General features: G+C 67.1%; 8 protein-coding genes and 1 pseudogene. 6 read left to right on the top strand and 3 right to left on the bottom strand.

Features of this window, described 5'->3' with window-relative positions; all coding sequences use genetic code 11:
- Positions 1 to 215: 215 nt before the first annotated feature.
- The gene (locus tag IG99_RS09155; protein WP_037671745.1) at positions 216 to 1,331 is read left to right on the top strand and encodes a radical SAM protein; all 1,116 of its coding nucleotides are present in this window, start codon (positions 216 to 218) and stop codon (positions 1,329 to 1,331) included.
- A complete protein-coding gene (locus IG99_RS48645; RefSeq protein ID WP_158973161.1) occupies positions 1,319 to 1,507 on the top strand; it encodes a hypothetical protein in 189 nt (62 codons plus the stop codon). The genes IG99_RS09155 and IG99_RS48645 overlap by 13 nt, the downstream gene beginning before the upstream one ends.
- Here IG99_RS48645 and IG99_RS09150 read toward each other — a convergent pair whose 3' ends face one another.
- Positions 1,508 to 2,374, bottom strand: coding sequence for a hypothetical protein (locus IG99_RS09150; RefSeq protein ID WP_158973158.1), 867 nt, complete (start codon positions 2,372 to 2,374; stop codon positions 1,508 to 1,510). It abuts the gene before it with no gap.
- A 362-nt stretch (positions 2,375 to 2,736) separates the two neighbouring features.
- On the opposite strand from IG99_RS09150, the gene IG99_RS09145 reads away from it, so the two are divergent.
- Positions 2,737 to 3,573: an AAC(3) family N-acetyltransferase gene (locus IG99_RS09145; RefSeq protein WP_051865057.1), complete on the top strand. Its 837-nt coding sequence runs from the start codon at positions 2,737 to 2,739 to the stop codon at positions 3,571 to 3,573.
- Between the two features lie 228 nt (positions 3,574 to 3,801).
- Here the strand turns inward: IG99_RS09145 and IG99_RS09140 are convergent, their stop codons facing one another.
- Both IG99_RS09140 and fxsT read right to left on the bottom strand, forming a co-directional pair.
- Positions 3,802 to 6,321: a tetratricopeptide repeat protein gene (locus tag IG99_RS09140; protein WP_037671739.1), complete on the bottom strand. Its 2,520-nt coding sequence runs from the start codon at positions 6,319 to 6,321 to the stop codon at positions 3,802 to 3,804.
- A gap of 178 nt (positions 6,322 to 6,499) precedes the next feature.
- Positions 6,500 to 10,486: an FxSxx-COOH system tetratricopeptide repeat protein gene (gene fxsT, locus IG99_RS09135; protein ID WP_037671737.1), complete on the bottom strand. Its 3,987-nt coding sequence runs from the start codon at positions 10,484 to 10,486 to the stop codon at positions 6,500 to 6,502.
- 202 nt (positions 10,487 to 10,688) lie between these two features.
- Between fxsT and IG99_RS52350 the strand changes: the two are divergent.
- From IG99_RS52350 to IG99_RS09125, 3 genes and pseudogenes are all read left to right on the top strand, one after another.
- Positions 10,689 to 10,864: pseudogene (locus IG99_RS52350) on the top strand (transposase); the annotation flags it as partial.
- Between the two features lie 96 nt (positions 10,865 to 10,960).
- Positions 10,961 to 11,647 carry a hypothetical protein gene (locus IG99_RS09130; RefSeq protein ID WP_324606129.1) on the top strand — a complete coding sequence of 229 codons (687 nt, stop codon included), beginning with the start codon at positions 10,961 to 10,963 and terminating at the stop codon, positions 11,645 to 11,647.
- A gap of 402 nt (positions 11,648 to 12,049) precedes the next feature.
- A complete protein-coding gene (locus IG99_RS09125; protein ID WP_037671733.1) occupies positions 12,050 to 13,264 on the top strand; it encodes a serine hydrolase domain-containing protein in 1,215 nt (404 codons plus the stop codon).
- The last annotated feature ends 335 nt before the right edge of the window (positions 13,265 to 13,599 follow it).

Here is a 13,599-nt window from a genome sequence, read left to right as displayed (position 1 = left end):
GCTCCAACCGGCACGACTCCCACCATCAGGCCGTCGCCCGCATCACCTGGTGCATCACCTCGCGCCTGGACAACATCGGCGGCGGTACCGGGAAAGTCAATGTGTGAGCCGTGGATGAATGTGGATCAGCATCATCTGGCAGGTGCTATTGACAGGGGCGGTCGCGCCACCGTTCCATGTCAAGGCCCCTGTGCGACGACCTCAGGAGGGTCTGCATGCACGCCGTGTCCGGCGGTGTCAGCGGAACGGCTCTGGGGCTGCGGCCATCGGTCCTGGTGATGCAGCCGACAACCTTGTGCAATCTCAACTGCGGATACTGTTATCTGCCAGACCGGGGAAAGCGCCTCGGCATGCCGGCAGCTGTCAATCGTGCGGCAGCGGAAGCCGTGGCCCGCTGGAGGGATTCCGGACATCAGGTCGAGGTCCTCTGGCATGCGGGAGAACCGCTCGCGGTCGGGGTCCATAAGTTCGAAAACCTTCTTGCTGACTGGCCTCCAGGTACCGTCCACCACATCCAGACAAATGCGACTTTGATCGATGAAGCCTGGTGCGACCTATTCCACCGACATCATGTTCGGGTGTCCGTGAGTATCGACGGGCCAGAGCATATGAATTCGGGCAGGGTCACACGCGGCGGTGCCCCTGCCTGGCTGAGGATCACAGCAGGGATCGCGGTGCTGCGGCGTCAGGGCATTCCCTTCCACATGCTTTCCGTCGTGCAAGATCCTGCACCTGAGGTCGCCCAGTTGGTCTATGCTCACGCATGCGATATCGGAGCAGAAGTACTGGGGATTCTGCCCCAGGAAACGAAGGGCACTCACGGTGAATGCTCGTCAACAAGAAAAAGCCAATGGGTAAGCTTCTTCGCCGAACTCTTCACGCTCTGGCGTGCACATCCCGTGGTGCGGCTGCGAGACCTCGAGTCGGTGGCGAACTGCTACGACGCGGTGCGCTCGGGGATCACCGTAGATGACCTTCTGGACATACCCGTGGAGCCCATTCCCACCGTGTCGTACGACGGGGAGGTGACAGTCATGTCCCCGGATCTGGCGGGCTTCGCACACCCCCAACACGGGGCGTTCACCGTGGGCAACGTGCTGCGGCACCCCCTTGAGGATCTGCTGAGCAGGGCGGGTTCGGTTCCGTGGGTCCGTGAGGCGCTCGCCGGTGTGGACGCCTGCCGCCGGATCTGCCGCTATGCGGTCGGCTGTGGTGGAAGCTGGCCGGCGAACAAGTACTTCGAGCTTGGACGGCTCGATGGTACCGAGACGAATTTCTGCCGAAACCTCCATCAAGCGAAGATCGAAGGAGCGCTGTCGTGTCAACCCTGAACAGCGAACACACCTCGGACAAAAACCTCGACGAGGTTCTGCTCGCCAACGCAGAGCATTTCGAATGGCTTCTGAGTCCGATGCCCCGGAGCAGTACGCCGCCCGGCCATGAAGGTGGCCTCGTCTTCCACAAGTTCAATTCCATGAGCCAAACGTGGAGTCGCTCAGACGCCTGATCAAGTCCGGGAGAACGCACCCCGCGGAAATTTTCCGGCGAAGACCAGGGCGCTGGACGGAGACCGACGCCCCTCCATCGATCCGTCGTGCAGTGCGAGTCCGGCAGGCAGGACGACCAGGTCTCCCACCTCGATGGTCCAGACGACACAAACGATTTTGGTGACCTCCGCCGGGTGAGCAGTGAGGAATTCACGGAGCTGCTGCGTAGTCGGGATGTGGCGGTCGTCCCCGGGACTGACCAGGTCCGACACATGCAGGGCGGACATATTGAGCGCGAAGATCAGTGACCGGGTGCCCGGTCCAAGGTTGTGAATGACGCGCCGATCCGCACACGCGACGCGAACGCCGCGAGGATAGCGTTCGCCTTCGCCCTGACTGGTCCAGGCGTTGTCGTAGTGCATGCCGACCCAGCGGGCCACATCAGGCTCGGAATATTGTGTGATGCGCGGATCCATTGCCGTGGTGGTCCGCGTGCCGCCCTGCGCCGTGAGTACGTCCACGAGCCGTCCCGAATGCGGGCCGAGCTCGTAGCGGGAACCATAATGGGGTACGAAGTTCGGTCGGGCGGCCTCCGCGGCGGCGGCCGCCAGTCGGTTGTCGGAGCGCTCGAATTTCCCGAAACCGACACACAGGCCCGCGGGCGTTTGCGGGGATGCCAGGAACGGCGTGATGCGCTCGAACTGCCCGGTGGTCAGCGGTACAGGCGCATCCGGCACGATCGCATGCTCCGCGAATCCCCCAAGCGACGCCTCGTCCTCTGTCGCTACATGGACGCTGCACAACGACAGTTGATGATGGTGCCTCTGCAACCACTCGCTCGAGCAGTCGAGTCTGATCGACCTGTCGTCGATACGCAGAGAGTCCAATGTGGGCTCCACAGAAACCCTACTCATACCACGTCCTCACGATCGGCAATGGATGGTGCGGAACCTTGCCATTCAACGGTCATGGACCAACCGCAGTTTCGAAGGGGTCGGAGTGGGAAGGGGAGATGGTCGATGATGCCACGGTCTTCGGGCATCGGGGGCTGGTCACCGGGACGTGCGGTGCCGGCTCGACTCCTCGATGACCTACCCCCGGGTGACGGGGAGCTGACTGCCTCGTCGGCTACGCGGGTGGCCGCACCCACGATGCGAAGCGCTGACCAGGGAACCCCGGAACACGAGACTGGGACAGTCTGACGGATCCCGGACGCCGTACGGTCGCCCGGCTGAGGAGTTGATGACGGATGCCGACGGAGGCCTCACTCGCCGTTGATCTCCGGAGCCTGGGTTGTCCGGAGGCCGGCACGCTGCTGGTCCATGCCTCGCTGGCCGCCGTGGGCGCGGTACCCGGCGGTGCCCCAACGGTGGTGCGCGCCCTGCGCGCCGCGCTCGGCCCGGACGGCACTCTCGTCGTTCCCTCCTTCACCGCGGGCAACTCTCTGACGTCCCCGGCTTACGTGACTCGGACGCGCGGAATGACGGACCGTCAATTGCGCGCATATCACGACACCATGGAGCCCTTCAGGACGCTGTCCACACCCACCCAAGGCATGGGAAGGCTTGCCGAGGAGGTGCGTTGTACACCGGGGGCCCGACGCAGCGGCCATCCGCAGACCTCCTTCGCCGCACTCGGCTCCCGCGCGCAGTGGATCACCGCGCAGCACGCACGCGACTGCCTACTGGGAGAACGATCCCCGCTGGGCCGCCTGTACGAGCTGGGTGCTCACATCCTGCTGCTGGGCGTCGGATTCGACGTCTGTACCGCGTTCCATCTTGCGGAGTACCGTCCGCCCGGTTCCACCCGCCGATATGACTGCAAGGTCATGCTCGACGACGGCACTCCCGGATGGGCGAGCTTCATCGACGTGGACCTGCACGACGAGGATTTCGGTCGCTTGGGCGGTTGGCTGGAGACCCGGTCGGGCGACGACGGCCGGGTCGCACGCGGCCGGATCGGAGACGCCGAGAGTCGTCTGCTGCCGCTGCGCTGGGCGGTCGACGCCGCCGTCGAGTGGATGAACCTCAACCGTCTGTCACGCCCGAGGGGCCGCGGCCCGGCCACCGGGAGGGCGCGTCCCTGACCATGACACGAACACGCCCAGTGCGTCGGTGAGAAGCGGGGAGCCTGCCGAGGCCCGACCGGGGCCTGCCGACACCCGCCGAACGACTGTCGTCCGCCCCGGCACACGCCCGGTGGGAGGGCGGTGACGACGTGGAACCGCTGGTTCGCAGCCCTGCTCCCAGCCCGGTAGGGCCAGGCATCATGCGGCTCTCCGGTGCGGTGGTGGTGGCTCCCACGGGTACCTCTCTCACATCCCGGCGAGGAGGTCACGGACGTCCGCGCTCTGCGGGGCATTGAGCTGGGTGTAGAGCGTCAGAGCCGCATTGAGGTGGTTCCGTGCTTTTGCGAGGTCTCCCCGGCTGAGTTCGAGTCTGCCCAGCTCCAGCTGGACCCGCGCGTCACCGGAACGGTCACCTATGTCCTCGTAGACCCTCTGTGCCCGCCCGAATCTGCCGGCCGCCGAGATCAACTGGCCCTCCGCGGCATCGAGCGCCCCCAGTTCCAGCTCCGCCCATGCTTCACCCCGGCGGTTGCCCATACCGGCGTACATGTCGTGCGCGGCCTGAGCGTGCGGGCGTGCAGCGGCGAGGTCGCCCATCGCCCGGTGCAGGGAGCCGAGTTCGACCCGGGCGTCCGCCACGTTCCTCGGGCTGCCCAGGTCTTCGAACTCGCGCAAAGCCGCTTCGAGCAGAGAGCCGGCTTCGGCGTAGTGCCCGAGGCTCCTCTGTACGATCCCCATCTCGCGGCGGGCCCAGGCGCAGCCGTTGCGGTCCGCGGCGTCGGAGTAGATGTCCAGAGCCTCGGAGAACTGCGCCAAGGCGCGGTGCTGGTCTCCGGTGAGCCGGTCGATGGTGCCGAGTTCGATGAGGATCCATGCCCTGTTGCGATGGTTCTCCATGGCGGCGAAGATCGCATATGCCTCCGTGAGGGCCTCGCGGGCTCCTTGGTAGTCGCCGGTCGCTCTGCTGATCAGCCCGAGGTTACCGAGTCCGTTGGCCTCTCCACGCTGGTCGGACGTGTCGCGGTAAAGATCGACTGCCTGCTGCGTGAGGACGCGAGCGGGCACGTATTTCGCCAAGTGGTAGAGAATTACGCCCAGTTCGCTCGCACAATACGCCTGGTTGCGTGGCTCACCCGTCCGTAGATCGGCGAAGATGCTCATCGCCGTACGACTGTATTCCTCGGCCGAGCTGTACCGGCCCGACACCCGATGCAGGGTTCCCAGCTGGGCGCGGCAGTTGGCCTGACCGGACAGGTCTCCCGACACGAGGGCGATCTGCAACGCCGCCTTGTTCAGCTCCTCGGCCTGGACCAGGTTTCTCCGGATCCGCATGAAGTAGGCGAGCCCGGCGGTCAGCCACCAGCTCTTGGGCCAGGCGCACTCGATGGCCAGTCGCGCCACCGACCGCAGGTCGTCGAAGTGGTGGTCCAGCCACTCCAGGGCCTGTTGCTCCGTCATCGGGACAACAGGCCCCGCATGGACGCTGTCCGGCACAGGCAGCTCCATGGGCGCGGAGATGCAGGTGTTCGCCCGCTTCAGCAGGCACGCCATCAGTTCGAACAGCCTCCCTCGGGCCTGGGCGGACGCCTCGTCGTTCTGCACCGTGTCCTCCGGCTGAGCCAGCGATTGCATCAGATCGTGGAATCCGAAACCATGCGGGTCGGGTCTCACGAGCAGGCCCTGACGGTGGAGCACGGTGAGGGAGCGTTCGGCATCCCTGATGCTCAGGCTCGCCAGGGCCGCCGCGATCTCGGCCGTCACATGGGGCCCTGGGTGGAGCGCGGCCCGTCGGAAGACCAGACGGTGCGCCGGCTCGAGGGCCTGGATCGTCGCCAGCATCGGTTCGAGCCCGACACCGTGAAGGTGGCGGCCACCCGGGCCGGTATGGGGGCCTGACGGCACATGCTCGGCGACGATCCGGTCCGCGATGTGCCTCACCGTGAGCGGCAGCCGGTACGTCGCGACCAGTCCATCGATCATCGTGTCGTCGACGGTGTGAGATCCCCGCCGCAGGATGGTGCGGAGGACGGAGCGTGCGGCTTCCTCGGGCAGCGTGTCGATCGCGATGTGCACATCCGCATCGATTCCGGGAATCATGTGCCGACTGGTGAGCAGGACGAGGGAGTGGGGGGATCGGGGAAGGACCTCCAGCACCTGGGAGGTGTGGTCGACGTCGTCGAGCACGAGCAGGAACGGCTTGTGTCCCACTACGGACTGCCATTGCCCGCTCATGCCGGCCGGCCCCAGGCTCGCGGCGGTCTGGGCGGCCCCGACCGTGACCAGGAGCGCGGCGAGGGCGTCCAGCGGGTCGAGCCGGCCGGCCGAATCGGCGTGGCTGCGGTAGCCGACGAAAAGCTGCCCCGCCGGGTACCGCGCCGCGAGCAGGTGCGCGGCCTGGACAGCCAACTCCGTCTTGCCGCTCCCCGACCGGCCCGTGATGATGCAGACAAGGGGACGGGAGCCGCTTCTGGGCGGGCGAACGTCGAGGAGTCTGCGCAGTTCCCGGTCACGCCCGGCGAACACCGCGGCGCTCGGGGGGAGGGTGCACGGAGGGTTCTGGTAGGTGGAGCCGGCGCCGCCGGAACCGTTGCCGGGCACCAGAGCGGCGCCGGCGGAGGCGAGGGAGATCAGCACCAGAAGCGCGCCGAAGAGCCACCAATTCCAGGTGGAGGTGACCAGGTTGGTCAGCGCGCCTACGGCGGCCCCGAGGACAGGGCCCGAGGAGAGGAGCAGCGCTTCACGTCGTCGACCGACGAGGCTGGCCATCGACCCCCATTTCGACCCTGCTTCCGCTGAGCAGACTGTGTATGCCCACGGAGACGGTGCCGCATTCCCAGCCGCGCACTCCGAGTCCGGCGCGTCCTCATCCGCTCCGAGTCGACAGGGACTCCAACCGTGATCTCAGGACGGTCATGGTGAAGTCTGGAGTCCCGGCTCGTGGCTCTCAGATCGGGTGCGGCTCAAGGTCGAGACAGCTGAGTTTCCACTTCTGCAGGGCCAGCACGCGGGGGTGCTCCCCGCCGATGCGCTTGCTCAGCGAGGCCAGGGTGTCGTGGTGCTTGGTGCGGGCCTCTTCGGTCCGGCCCAGATGACGCAGGAGGACAGCGAGGTTTCCGGCACAGGTCAGCGTCGACGGGTGAGTCGGCCCGAGAACCTCCTTGAGCAGTTCGTAGGCGTCATGACTGCTCTTCCGGGCTTCCTCCCACTTGGCGAGCGCTGCCTCCGCGACGGCCAGGTTCGCACGGCAGATGAGCACATGAGGATGGTGCTCGCCATGGAGTTCACGGAACATCGCCCGGGCTCGGCGCAGCGCCTCCCACGCCTCGCCGGCCGCTACCGGACGGATGGATCCCATGTCGCCGAGCTGAAGGACCGCGTAGTTGACCGAGCAGGCCACAGCGTGGGGGTGCCTCTCTCCCAGGCTGTCTCTCAGATCGCCCAGAACCCTGCGGATCAGGCTCAGCGCCTCGTCGGCGCGGCCCTGGGCTGCCATGTCGCCGGCCAAACTCATCTCCAGCAGCAATCCCTCCGAGCACGATCCCCGTTCTCCCTCGGCTGTGCTCCTCAGCACATGGCGCACGAGCTCCTCGGCCTCCACCGGCCGACCCGCCTTTCGCAGCGAACCGGCCAGGGCCTTGGCCGTGTTGAGCACAGTCGGCGAGCCCTGGGTGAGGCGGGGGTTGCGCAGACAGCGCTCGTAGGCGCGCTTCAGCAGGGTGACAGATTCCTCGTAGTCACCGCAGTCCCGCAGATCGCGGCCCAGGTTCACCGCGGACTCGATGGTCAGCGGGTGATCGTGGAGCTGGATCGCCTCACGCAGTTCCAGCGTCTTGCGGTCCAGCGCGCGGGCCTTGTAGTAGTCGCCGGAGAGTCGCAGGGCGACGGCGAGGTTGTTGGCCGCGCTGAGGGTGCGCGCGTGATCCTCACCGTAGATGAGCTCGTACCTCCGGTACGTCTCCTCGTCGTACCGCAGAGCCTCCGTCAGCCGGCCAAGGCCCCGCAGGTCGGCCGCGATGCTACTGGTGGTCATGAGGACGTGCTGGTCGTCCACATCGTCGAGTACGGCGAGCTGTCGCTCCAGGACCTCCTGGTCGAGGGCGAGCGACTCCTCGTACCTGCCCTGGGCGCGCAGGATGTTGGCGATCTGGAAGCGCATGTGCAGCGTCCAGCGTCCTTCCGGCGCGCCCTCCGCGGACCAGGCGGCCACCCGCCGGAAGCTGTAGTCCAAGGCCTGGCTCAGCTCTCCCCGGCGGCGCAGCTGGCGAACCCGGTCCACGAAGAGTTCCCTGACGCCTTCGTCGGGCGCGGTCTCGGTCCACGGTGTGCCGAGGTGCGGCCAGATGATGCGGTACTTCTCCCAGGTGTCGGGGTTCTCGGGGTCGTCCCCGCTCGGTCTGGCGGCGATCAGCGAGCGATGGACCACTTCCTGTGCGGCCTCGCGCTCCGCGTCGGTCATCTCCTCGCGCATGGCGATCTGCACCATCCGGTGCATCATCACGCGCCGGACCTTGCGGTCCACCGTGACCAGGGAGAACTTGCTCAGCTCCTTGTAGGCGCGGGAGACCGTGTGGACACCGCCGAGTGCCCTGGAGACCTCGAAGCCTTCCAGCAGGTCCATGGAGATCGGATCGGAGCTGTAGTACGAGCAGATCTGCAGGAGCTTCACCGCCGGCGGAAACTTCTCCCGCAGCTGTCCGAGGGCGAACTCCCAGGTGTTGGTGCTCGACTTGACGACTTCGCCGACCGTGTGGTCGTCCAGGGCTCCGGTGGCCTGGGGCTGGAGCTGTTCGATGTAGCTGCGGACGTCGACTCTGGTCTGCTCGATGTAGGCCGCGGCGCGTTCGATCGCGATCGGCAGGTCGCCCAGGGCCTCCGCGATCTGGTCGGCCTCCGTCCAGCCGCAATCGGGCAGTCGGCTGTGCAGGTGGGCGATGCTCTCGTCCCTCTCGAACACGGGGACGTCGAGGGTGTCCACGAACCGTCCCCAGCCCTCGGCGCGCTGGCTGGTGATCAGGATGTGGCCCCGGCCGTTCATCATGAACTCGGGGAGGGAGTCGGCCTCCGTCACATTGTCCAAGATCAGCAGCCAACTGGCGTACCGCTCATCCTGGTTGAGCGCTTCGTACGCCGCCTTGGCCATGTCGGTCGGATTCGGGCGCATCGGCAGGCCGAGCTCCTCGGCCAGGGCCGCGTACTGCTCGACGGCCAGGATCTTCTGCTCGGCCTGGATGTGCCAGACGACGTCGTAGTCGCTCTTGTAGCGGTACGCGAACTCCTGGGCCAGCAGGGTCTTCCCGACCCCGCCCATGCCCTTGAGCACGAGGGCGCGGTTGTCCTCCTTCCACAGTTTCTCCCGGATGCCCTCCAGCAGCTCCGTGCGTCCGGTGAAGGACGAGGTGCGCAACGGGGCCGCGTAGACCTGAGGTTCGGCACCGGGGTAGCGGGGCAGCTTCTGCTCGCCTCCGGTGAACTGACTGCGGGTCAGCGACTCGGGGGTACGGCCGAAGCCGGCCAGCAGGGCCTCACGGGCCTCCTCTCCGGTGTCGCAGCGGGTCATGTCGGCCAGTCGTTCCGTGAAGGGCGCGTCCAGTGACAGCTTCCGGTCGACCTGTATCGAGACCAGCTGGTGCGAGCGCCGGTCGCCCTCCGCGTAGACCGCCTCCCAGGTGGTGCGGAAGCGGGACGACCTGACATAGGTCTCGGAGATGATGACCAAGGTGTGCGAGGCCGACTCGACGCCGCGCTCGATCTCGTCCCGCCGCTGAGCGCCCTCGGCCGTGCCCTCGGCCGCCAGGTGGACCTTGAAACCGGCCTGCGCCAGGACCGCACCCGCCCAGTTGGCCCAACTCCGGTCCTGGGGAACGAAGCTGACGTATACATCGGAGATGGGCGGCGGGCGGTGGCGGGTGTACCGGTCGAGGGTCTTGCGGCGCAGCGTCTCGTCGATGCGGGGCATCGAGTCGACCTGGCCGTCCGTGATGACCTCGGTGAGTCTCTCGTAGGCGGCGAGCAGGCTCTTGGGGTCCCCTGTCCGCTCGCGGAACGGGGCGAGCGTCTCCTCGTAGGAGTAGATGGGCCGGTAGGGGATCTCCACATTGCCCCAGTAGTCCTCAGGGGCCCGGTCGGTGATGTGCTTGCGCACGATCCGGTCGAAGCGGTACTGGATCTGCCCACGGGCGACGTCCAGCCGATCGGCTTCGGCGTTCTCGACCCGCATGGGAACCGGCAGGATCCGGATGTCCCGGTTGCCGTACATTCCGTCGATGCGCTCGGCCACGCCTGCCGCGCCCTCGATGCTCTGGCTGCTCGGGGTGAAGCAAGTGACCAAGGTGTGCGGCAGAATGACGGTGCAGATGTCGGAGATGTCGTTGAGTCCGGTGCGGCTGTCGATGAGGACGTAGTCGAAGTTTTCGACGAGCTCGCGCTTGAGCCCTTCCAGGAACCTGGTCGCCAGCGGCCCGTCCATGAAGGGCTTCCAGTCGAATTGGGAGAACGCCGGGAGGTAGCCCTTGTTCTTTGTGCCGGCCGGGAGGTAGTAGAGCTGGCCGCCTGCGGGGAATTCCCAGTCGACCTGGATGAGGCAGCTGTTGAGAGCGATTCCGTCGCTCGTCCAGGCGTCGGCCGCGGCCGACGGTGCGGAACCCAGTTCGATCTGGCGCGTCTGCTCGACCCTGTTCAGCGCCTGGATCATGGACTGGGTGGACCGGCTGATCAATTCGAGCACACCGGGTGTGGAGCGCAGCCGGCTCTCGCTCAGGAAGGGGTGCAGGAAGCGGTCCAGACCCGGAGCGTCCAGGTCCCAGTCGACCACCAGGACACTCTTGCCCGAGGAGGCCAGGATCCAGGCCGTGTTGGCCAGTGCCATCGTCCGTCCCGCACCGCCTTTGTACGAGTAGAACGTGATGATCCTGCCCGCGTCGTCGCCGGTCATGGCCTGCCCTCCATGAGGTCACGGGTTCGCTTGAGAAGCCGGATGAATCATGGAGTCGCGTGCCCCTCCCCGTCGGGGTCGGCCAGAGCGGGATGTACCACCCACCTGAACATGGAGCGGGAGTTGGACCCCATTACACCCCGAACGGCCCTGATCGGGCCACACCATCCAGCGTTTTCGCCTCGCTGGGGACGTTCGCTCGGACGGCCGCACCCGCTGCGCCGACGCCCGCGGCCTGAAGGCATACGCCGGCTCCTCGCCCATCACCAGATCCTCCGGCAAGAATCCGGCCATCACCCGACGGCATCCACCCGAGCCAACGCCCACTACCGGCGACGACGCGAGCGCGGCGAGTGGCACGCCGCAGCCCAGCGCGACTCGCGGCCGCAGCCGCGATCAGTGCACCGGTGCTGCCCATGCGTATAAGGATCGCGCCTGCGGGCCGTTCGGGCGATGATCTGTGGTGTGACAGGGATGGCGGGCTCGGGCGTCGACGACGGCCACGGGTGGACGGAGCGTTTGGCGTGGGCTTACGGACTGATAGCGGCGGACCCCGACGAACGTGCCGCTGCCCTCGCCCGACTGGCCAGTGCCCGACGAGAGGTTGAGGCTGCTCTTCTCCGGATCAACAAGGCGTGGCTCCCGACGCCCCGGTTGCGGTTCAAGGCACGGGACCGGAGAGCTGCCCACAAGGCATACGACGAGGCCGCGAGCCACTGTCTGCCCGAAGCCTTGTGGAGCAGGCATGCCTCCGGGGAGATCAGCACGTGGGCGGGGCTGCCTCTCGCCCTGCTGTTCCTGGAATGGGAGGCCCGGTACCCACAGGAGTGGACACAGCACGCGAAGGCGTGGGGTACGAAGCAGTCTCTGATCAGAGAGCTGGCCACTGCTGACCACGAGGACGAGGTGAGAGCGAAACTCGTCGATCTGGTCGACCTCGCTGTCCAGCGGGTCTATCGGTGCAAGGACCGTGAGTACGTGCGTGTGGCCCGGGCGGTGGACGGAGCCGAGCTGCGCGGCAGGCTCCACAAGGCTCATCGCTCGGGAAACCCCTGGGCACAGATCCACGCGGGCTACGTTCTCTGGCTCCTGGACAATCCCGAGGTGCCGAACACCCGGCATGTCTGGAGAACATGGCTCGCCGGTACCCGCCCCCGCTGATCACCTTCAGTGGCCCGGTCGGGGCACCGGGCAGCTATTCCGCACCGCTCCGCTCTCCCACGGGTCGGGCCGCTGCCCGTACCCGTCCGCATCTCGCCGCCGCCCGCGCTCCCGGACCTGCGCCGCGCGGCGGACCCGGTGCGGACGGCCGCCGGACAGCCTCCCAGGCCTGGTGCCGTACGCCATACGCGGGCGGACCGCGCGTCCAGCAGGGGCCCCGGCGCCCGCAACGCCTGTTCCGGCATCTGTCCGGGCGAGCACGCGACTGCCTCACATCAGGCCGTTGCTCCGGTCGCTCCGTCAGGGCGGGCCGTCCCACCGATCAACCCGGCAGCCCGCGTTCGGCGTCAACCGCATCGAAGGGGCACGCGGTGCCCTTTGACGACCAGGAGGCACACCATCATGAAGCAGCGGGCTGCACGCACCGTCTCACTCGCGCTGGCGTTGGCATCAGCCGCGGGAACGGTGGCACTCGCCCCCTCCGCACACGCGGCGTCGGAGCACGGCGGCCACGGGGCGACCCGGACCGCATTACGTGATCTCGTCGAGAAGGGCGGACTTCCCGGCGTGGCAGCCAAGGTCCAGGACCATAGGGGAAGTTGGTTCGCGACATCCGGTTACGCGGACACCAGCACGGGCCGCAAGCGTTCCCCCGGCGATCACTTCCGCGGGGCCAGCATCACCAAGACGTTCGTCGCGACCGTCCTGCTCCAGCTGGAGGCGGAAGGGAGACTGAGCCTGGACGACACGGTCGAGGCGTGGCTGCCCGGCTTGGTGCAGGGCAACGGCTACGACGGGAACAGAGTGACTCTCCGTCAGCTCCTCAACCACACCAGCGGCATCGCCAACTACACCGATGACCCCGCATTCCTGCACAATGCCGCCGGTCCCGGGTTCCCGGAGCACCGGTACGACACCCATACGCCCGAAGAACTCGTGGGGACAGCGCTGAAGTACCCACCCCGGCCCGCTCCGGAGAAAGCGCCGCTCTACTCGAACACCAACTTCGTGATCGCCGGGATGGTGATCGAGAAGGCGACGGGCCATTCGTACGGGCAGGAGGTCACGCGCCGCATCGTGAAACCGCTGAAGCTGACCGGGACATCGTTTCCCGGCACGGCACCAGGCTTGCCGAAACCGCACCCCGTCGGCTACTCCCGGCTCCACCAGGAGGACCCCGACGCCGAGATCCATGACGCCACCGAACACAACATGACCTGGCTGGGCGCGGCCGGCGACGTCATCTCGACCAGCGGCGACCTCAACCGCTTTCAACGTTCCCTGTTGGGTGGGCGGTTGTTGCCCGCGCGGCAGATGAAGGAGATGCTCGAGGAGATCCCGGTGGGGGACGGGACCGGGTACGGGCTCGGTGTCGAGTTCGCGCAGCTGTCCTGCGGAGTGAAGGTGGTGGGCAAGAGCGGCCGTACGAACGGCTCCTTGTCGGCTATGGTCGGCACGCTGGACGGGAAGCACCAGTTGACTTTCAACGCCAACGGTGACTGGTTGCGGGACGGATCGCTCTACGTGAACGTCATCGAGGCGGAGTTCTGCGGCAAGGCCCCGTCCCGGCCGGCGAACCGAGCCGGGGACGATCTCCGAACCGTTCCTCATGACTGAGCGGGAGTAAGTCCTGTCGTCAGGATTCGTGCTCAGCCGAACGCCCCGAACGGTGTTGGGTGTTCTGGTCCATCGCGTTCGCTCCGCCTCCGGCGCGTACGGATCGTGTCCGCGGTCCGGGGATGCGCGTGGATGCGGTGGGCGACGGCGCGGTGGGCGGTGACGCGGTCGCGCCAGGTGCGGTGCGGGCGTAGTCGTCGGTGGAGGCGCCGGCCGTCGCGTTGCCGATCGGGACCTACCGCTCGGAGCCCGGGCGTTTCCCGAGATGACCGCCGCCTGTCTCCGCCTTCTCTGGACGCCCACGACTACGGCTCGATGTCACCTGTGCCGGACGG

Source organism: Streptomyces griseus subsp. griseus (assembly GCF_000720255.1).
GTDB classification, from domain to species: domain Bacteria; phylum Actinomycetota; class Actinomycetes; order Streptomycetales; family Streptomycetaceae; genus Streptomyces; species Streptomyces griseus_I.
The sequence above is the reverse complement of the archived record's forward strand: the minus strand, read 5'-3'. Positions and strand labels throughout refer to the sequence as shown.

Excerpts from the sequence above, each read along its gene's own strand:
- IG99_RS09155 (WP_037671745.1), top strand. The coding sequence starts at position 216 with ATGCACGCCGTGTCCGGCGGTGTCAGCGGAACGGCTCTGGGGCTGCGG.
- IG99_RS09145 (WP_051865057.1), top strand. The coding sequence starts at position 2,737 with ATGCCGACGGAGGCCTCACTCGCCGTTGATCTCCGGAGCCTGGGTTGT.
- IG99_RS09140 (WP_037671739.1), bottom strand. The coding sequence starts at position 6,321 with ATGGCCAGCCTCGTCGGTCGACGACGTGAAGCGCTGCTCCTCTCCTCG.
- fxsT (WP_037671737.1), bottom strand. The coding sequence starts at position 10,486 with ATGACCGGCGACGACGCGGGCAGGATCATCACGTTCTACTCGTACAAA.
- IG99_RS09130 (WP_324606129.1), top strand. The coding sequence starts at position 10,961 with ATGGCGGGCTCGGGCGTCGACGACGGCCACGGGTGGACGGAGCGTTTG.
- IG99_RS09125 (WP_037671733.1), top strand. The coding sequence starts at position 12,050 with ATGAAGCAGCGGGCTGCACGCACCGTCTCACTCGCGCTGGCGTTGGCA.